This is a genomic window from Longimicrobiaceae bacterium, assembly GCA_035936415.1.
GTDB lineage: Bacteria > Gemmatimonadota > Gemmatimonadetes > Longimicrobiales > Longimicrobiaceae > JAFAYN01.
In genome coordinates, this window is the sequence record DASYWD010000444.1 from 1 (window position 1) to 6,253 (window position 6,253).

The 6,253-nt window shown below is 74.5% G+C and carries 1 protein-coding gene; it reads right to left on the reverse strand.

The annotated features are described in order from the left end of the window. Positions 1 to 6,253: amino acid adenylation domain-containing protein (locus tag VGR37_18030; GenBank protein ID HEV2149307.1), on the reverse strand; the 6,253-nt coding region annotated here is incomplete at both ends.

Here is a 6,253-nt window from a genome sequence, read left to right on the forward strand (position 1 = left end):
ACCCGCTCCAGCAGCTCCCCCACCGTCGGCGCGCCCGAGAGGTCCAGCCGCAGCGCCAGCGTGTTGACGAAGAAGCCGATCAGCCCCTCGATCTCCCTCCTGCCCCGGTTGGCCGTGGGCGTGCCCACGACCAGGTCCTCCCGCCCCGAGAGCCGCGAGAGCACCACCGACCAGCCGGCCAGCAGCGTCATGAACAGCGTCGTCCCCTGCCGCCGCGACAGCGCCTTCAGCCCCGCCGTGAGCTCCTCGTCCAGCGCCACGCCCAGCAGCGCTCCGGCGTGGTCCATCTCGGCCGGGCGCGGGCGGTCGGCGGGCAGCTCCAGCAGCTCGGGCGCGCCGGAGAGCGTCCGCTTCCAGTACTCCGCCTGCTGGCGCAGCACCTCTCCCTCCACCCAGCGCCGCTGCCATACCGCGTAGTCGGCGTACTGCACCGGAAGCTCCGGCAGCGGGTCCGCCTCCCCGCGGCGGAAGGCCCTGTACAGCGCGCTCAGCTCCTGGACGAGCACCCCCGCGGACCAGCCGTCGGAGACGACGTGGTGCATGGTCACCAGCAGGACGTGCTCCCGTGCTCCCAGGCGGATCAGGCGCCCGCGGATGAGCGGCCCCCGCGCCAGGTCGAACGGCGCGCTCGCCTCCTCGGCCATGAGCCGGCCGAGCTCCGCCTCCACGTCCGGGTGCGCGCTCAGGTCGTGTCCGAGCAGAACGAAGCCGCAGCCCTCCACCGGAGCGATGCGCTGCTCCGGCTCGCCGTCCACCACCACGAGCGTGGTGCGCAACGCCTCGTGGCGCGCCACGATCCGGTCCAGCGCACGGCCCAGCGCCTCCCGGTCCAGCTCGCCCTCCAGCCGCAGCCGGCTGGGGATGTGGTACGCGCTGCCCAGCCCCCCCAGCTGCTCCAGGAACCAGAGCCGCTTCTGGGCGAAGGACAGCGGCAGCGGGCCGCGCCGCTCCACCGGCTCGATCGCCGACAGCTCCGTCCGGTCCGCCAGCTGCAGGCTGCGCGCGAAGTCGGCCAGCACCGGGGTCTCGAAGATTGCCCCCGGCATCGCCTCCACGCCCAGCACCTGGTGCACGCGCGAGATCATCTGCACGGCCAGCAGCGAGTGGCCGCCCAGGTCGAAGAAGTCGTCGCCGCGCCCCACCCGCTCCACGCCCAGCACCTCCGACCAGATGTCGGCGAGCGCGGCCTCCGTCTCGGTCGCGGGTGCGTCGTAGCTCTCCTGCGCGAGCTCGACGTCGCGCGGCGAGGGGAGCGCCCTGCGGTCCACCTTGCCGCTGGGGGTCAGCGGGAGGGCATCCAGCACCACGACGGCGGCGGGGACCATGTACTCGGGCAGCCTCTCCCGGAGCCGCTCCCGGAGGCTGTCGCCCAGCGCCCGGGGAGGCTCGCGGCCCTCCGCCCCCGCGCCGTCCCCGTCGAACAGGCGCCGGTAGAACGGGCTGGCCCGGTACTGCACCTCGTGGTGGGGCGAGCGGTACCGGAAGGGGACGACCTCCCCGTCCGCGCGGACCAGCGAGCCGCGGATCTCGTAGTCGGGGTTCACGCCGTTGGACGAGTTGCGCGCGCTGCAGGTCGCCTCGATCCGGTCTCCCTCGGACACCTGGACGCCCGGGTGGAAGACCGGGAAGAAGACCGGGAGCCAGGCGGTCCGGTCCTCGAGCGTGTCCATGACCTCGTCCTCGACCGTGTAGAGCTGCAGCCAGAGGAGGAAGCCGTCGAACCGCCCGGCCCGGGTGAAGCGGAGCGTCAGCGCACGGTCGTACTCGCACGGGACCGGCCCGCGGAAGTCCTGGTCCTCGAAGATCCCGGCGTCCGAGAGGATGTTCTCGGAGGGCAGGTTCTTGATGCAGAGGCGGAGGTCGAACCGGTGCCCCACCTCCCGGAAGATCTGCTCGACGTAGTGGCCGGACAGGTCGGTGAACGCGGGCCGCTCGTCCAGCCCGCGGGGAAGGCTGACCGCGGCGATCCGGGTGACGTTCCGCTCCGGCAGGAAGCGGCCGCCCGGGCGGAGGAATCGCCGGGCGCTGTTGAGGATGGGGGCGGCCCCCTCGGCGCCGGCGATGGACGCCACGATCTCGCTGACGCAGACGTCCGCCGGCTCGGGGAGCTCCACGCGTGTCGCGTCGCCGTGGATCAGCGTGATGCGGTCCTCCATCCCCGCGGCGGCGATCGCACGCTTCGCCTGCAGGTACGACCTCTCCAGGATCTCGATGGCGTAGACCTTCCGCGCGCCCGCCTCCACGCACATCCGCGCGAGCACGGCGTCGGCCCCCGTCCCCACGTCCACGACGACCTTGCCGGGCACCAGCCGCTCCGCGGCCACGCGGTAGCTCGCGTGCCTGCGCTCGTCGGTGGTGAGGCTGTGGTAGATCAGCTCGTCGTAGACGAAGTACTCGCCGACGGAGGGCCACAGCTCGACCTCCTCGGCCGCCGGGACGACATACGCCACCAGGCCCCGCTCGCCGGGCAGGTCCTCGCGCACGGCCACGACCGCCTGGCCGACCCGCGGGTCGTCGACGAGCACGCTCTCGACCTCTCCCGGCTCGATGCGGAAGCCGCGGATCTTCACCTGCTGGTCGTTGCGGCCAAGGAAGTCGATCGTCCCGTCGGCGCGCCAGCGCGCCAGGTCGCCCGTGCGGTACAGGCGCGCTCCGGGCTGCGCGCCGAAGGGGTCGGGGAGGAAGCGCTCCGCCGTGAGCTCGGGGCGGTTCTGGTAGCCCCGCGCGACCCCGGCGCCACCTACGTGGAGCTCGCCGACGACCCCGACGGGGACCGGCTCGCCCTCCGTGTCCAGGAGGTAGACGCGCACGTTGAAGATCGGGCGGCCGATCGGCGGGCTCCCGGGCGCGTCGGCGCGGCACTCGTGCAGGGTGGCGCACACGGTGGCCTCGGTGGGGCCGTACGCGTTGACGAGCCTGCGGCCCGCCATCCACGGCCTCGCAGCCGCCTCGGTGGCCACGTCCCCGGCGAGCACCAGGGTCTCCACGCCGGGGACGGCCCGCTCCGGAAGGGTCGCGAGCACCGCGGGCGGCAGAGTCACGTGGGTGATCCGGTGCCTCGCGAGCGCCTGGACCAGGGTGTCGCCGGCGAGGATCCCCGGGGGCGGCACGTGCAGCGCCGCCCCCCGGACGAGCGCCGTGAACACCTCGGAGACGGAGGCGTCGAAGCTGATGGACGCGAACTGGAGCACGCGGCTCCCGGGCTCCACCGCGAACCCGTGGACCTGGGCCAGCGCCAGGTTGCACACCCCCCGGTGCGCCACCATCACACCCTTGGGGCGGCCCGTGGAGCCGGAGGTGTAGATCACGTAGGCCAGGTGCTCGGGCGTGAGCCCCGCGCGCCCCGGGTTCGTGTCCGGCCGGTCCGCCCACGGTGCCGCCGCCGCGTCGAGCGGGAGCGCACGGACCTCCGGCGCCGGGAAGCGGCCGCGCAGCCGCCCCTGCGTCAGCAGCAGCGCCGGCCGGCTGTCCTCCAGCATGTGGCGCAGCCGTTCGGCGGGGTACTCCGGGTCCAGCGGCACGTACGCCCCGCCCGCCTTGAGCACCGCCAGCAGCGCCACGACCATCTCCGGGCTGCGCTCCACCCCCAGCGCCACGCGCACGTCGGGCCCGACGCCGAGCTCCCTGAGGTAGTGCGCCAGGCGGTTGGCGCGCCGGTTCAGCTCCGCGTAGGTGAGCGTCTCGTCCCCGAAGACCAGCGCCGCCGCGTCGGGAGCGCGCTCCACCCGGCGCTCGAAGAGCTCGTGCACGCACGCGTTGCGCGGATGCTCGGCGTCCGTGGCGTTCCACGCCTCCACCACCTGCCGCCGCTCCGCCTGCGGGAGCATCTCCAGCCCGGCGACCGGCCGCTCCGGCCCGGCCGCCATCTCCTCCAGCACCCGCCGCAGGTAGCCCAGGTAGCGCTCCGCCGTCGTCCGTTCGAAGATCGAGGTCGCGTAGACGAGCCCGCCCACGATCCGTTCGCCCGCCTCGGAAAGGGACAGCCCCAGGTCGGACTTCGCCGTCTCCCACGCTTGAGACGCCCCCTGCACCGGCGCCAGCTCCAGCCCCGGAAGCTCCATCCGCTCCCGAGGCACGTTCTGCCAGGTGAAGGTCACCTGGAAGAGGAGGGTGTGCGCCAGGCTGCGCGCCGGGCGCACCGCCTCGACCACCTGCTCGAAGGGGATGTCCTGGTTCTGCTGCGCCTCCAGCGCGCGCTCCCGCACCCGCTCCAGCAGCTCCGCGACCGTCGGCCCGCCCGAGAGGTCCAGCCGCAGCGCCAGCGTGTTCACGAAGAAGCCGATCAGCCCTTCGATCTCCGCCTGGCCCCGGTTGGCCGTGGGCGTGCCGACGACCAGGTCCTCCTGCCCCGAGAGGCGCGAGAGCACCGCGGCCCAGCCGGCCAGCAGCGTCATGAACAGCGTCGTCCCCCACCGCTGCGAGAGCGCCTTCAGCCCGGCCGTCAGCTCCTCGTCCAGCTCCAGGCCGACGAACGAGCCCGCGAAGTCCATCTCCGCCGGGCGCGGGTGGTCGGTGGGCAGCTCCAGCAGCTCGGGCGCGCCGGCGAGCGTCCGCTTCCAGTACTCCGCCTGCTGGCGCAGCACCTCTCCCTCCACCCAGCGCCGCTGCCACACCGCGTAGTCCGCGTACTGCACCGGAAGCTCCGGCAGCGGGTCCGCCTCCCCGCTGCGGAACGCGGCGTAGAGCGCGCTCAGCTCGCGGGTGAACACGCCCATGCTCCACCCGTCGGAGACGACGTGGTGCATGGTCACCTGCAGCACGTGCTCGTCCTCGCCGAGCCGCACCAGGCGCCCGCGGACGAGCGGCCCCCGCTCCAGGTCGAAGAGCGTGCTCCACTCCCGGGCCAGCAGGCGGCACATCTCCTCCTCGGCGTCCGCCTGGCCGCGCAGGTCGTGCTCCACCAGGAGGAAGCGGCTCTCCTCCGCCGGGGCGATCCGCTGTACCGGCTCGCCGCCGCCCCGGGCGACCGTCGTGCGCAGCACCTCGTGCCTCGCCACGATCCGGTCCAGGGCGCGCACCAGCGCTCCCCGGTCCAGCTCTCCGCGCAGGCGCAGCCGCCAGGGGAGGTTGTAGGCGCTCCCCACCCTGCCCATCTGCTCCACGAGCCAGAGCCGCTGCTGCGCGAAGGAGAGCGGCAGCGGCGCGGTGCGCTCCGCCGGCTCGATGGGCGGCAGGTCGGCCCGGACTGCCGCCGCCACGGCGCGCGCGTACTCGGCCAGCACGGGGAGGCGGAAGACCTCTCCCAGGGGGACCTCCACCCCGAGCCGCTGCCGCACCCGCGAGACCACCCGCACCGCCAGCAGCGAGTGGCCGCCCAGCTCGAAGAAGTGGTCCCACCGCCCCACCCGCTCCACCTTCAGCACCTCCGTCCAGACCTGCGCCACCACCTCCTCCACCTCCCCGAGCGGCGCCTCGTAGCTCCGCCGCGCGTACGCACCCCCTCCGGGGGCCGGCAGCGCCCGCCGGTCCAGCTTCCCGTTCGCCGTCCGCGGCATCTCCTCCAGGCGCACGTAGGCGGCCGGCACCATGTACTCCGGCAGCCGCTCCAGGAGGTGCGCCCGCAGGCTCTCCGCGCCCACCTCCTCCGCCCCCAACCAGTACGCCACCAGCCGCCGGTCGCCCGCCTGGTCCTCGCGCGCCACCACCACCGCCTCGCGCACGCTCCCGTGCTCCAGGAGCCGGGCCGCGACCTCGCCCGGCTCGATCCGGTAGCCCCGCACCTTCACCTGGTGGTCGCTCCGCCCCACGAACTCCAGCGCCCCGTCCGCCCGGCGCAGCACCCGGTCTCCCGTGCGGTACAGGCGCACACCCGGCTTCCGCGCGAACGGATCCGGGACGAAGCGCTCCGCCGTCAGCTCCGGCCGGCCCAGGTACCCGCGCGTCACCCCGTCGCCGCCCAGGTACAGCTCCCCGGCGGCGCCGAGCGGCACCGGGCGCAGCTCCCCGTCCAGCAGGTACGCGGTCGTGTTGGCGATGGGGCGCCCGATGGGCACCGCTCCCTCCCCCGCCTCCACCCGCAGCGCCGTGGACCAGACGGTGGTCTCCGTCGGGCCGTACAGGTTCCAGAGCGCGGCGCAGCGCGCGAGGAGCCGCTCGGCCAGCTCGCGCGGGAGCGCCTCCCCGCCGCAGAGCACCCGCAGCCCCTCCGTCCCCTCCCAGCCCGCCTCCAGCAGCATCTGCCAGGTCGCGGGCGTGGCCTGCATCAGCGTGGCGCCCGTCGCCGCCAGCGCCTCGCGCAGGCCGGCCCCGTCCG